Genomic DNA, 565 nt, shown 5'->3' with positions numbered 1-565 from the left:
TACCTGTTTGAAGAAGATGCCACCGGCAATTATGAAACAACTGTATGGATAGTTGGTGAGCCCGACGGTAATGTCACCATGCTCCCCATGTCCTGGAAAAATTTTCTGTCCGTGTGCACGATACATCACTTTATCTGTCCGCAGTGCGGCACCTCACATCTTTCCCCTGCGTAATTCATGCTTCCCCGTTTTGCCGATATTTTCCAGCAGAGAAACCGCTGGCTTAACTGGCTGGAGAAGCAGCCGGAAGATTCAGTGCGTCCGGTGGTGATTGAGTCGGTGACAAAAATCATGGCCTGCGGGACCACGCTGATGGGTTACACACAGTGGTGCTGTTCATCACAGGACTGTTGCCACACAAAGTCGCTCCTGCCCGCACTGCGGAGTGAAGGCTGGCACACAGTGGATACAGTATCTGCTGAGTCTGGTCCCTGGTGATCCACAACCGGTGGTTACTGGCAGAGATGAGCCGTATTGCAGCGGATGTGATACTGGAAATCTGCCGCCAGGCGGATGTGGAACCGGGGGTATTCACGGTAATCCACACATGGGGCCGTGACCAGCA

At 53.5% G+C, this 565-nt stretch carries 1 pseudogene; it reads left to right on the top strand.

Annotated features, from left to right (window positions below):
• Window positions 1-177: 177 nt before the first annotated feature.
• A pseudogene (locus tag A9587_RS24270) lies at window positions 178-565 on the top strand (transposase zinc-binding domain-containing protein); the annotation flags it as partial.

This window comes from Escherichia sp. MOD1-EC6162 (assembly GCF_002965125.1).
GTDB classification, from domain to species: domain Bacteria; phylum Pseudomonadota; class Gammaproteobacteria; order Enterobacterales; family Enterobacteriaceae; genus Escherichia; species Escherichia marmotae.
Note: the sequence above shows the minus strand (reverse complement) of the source record. Positions and strands in the feature narration are given on the sequence as shown.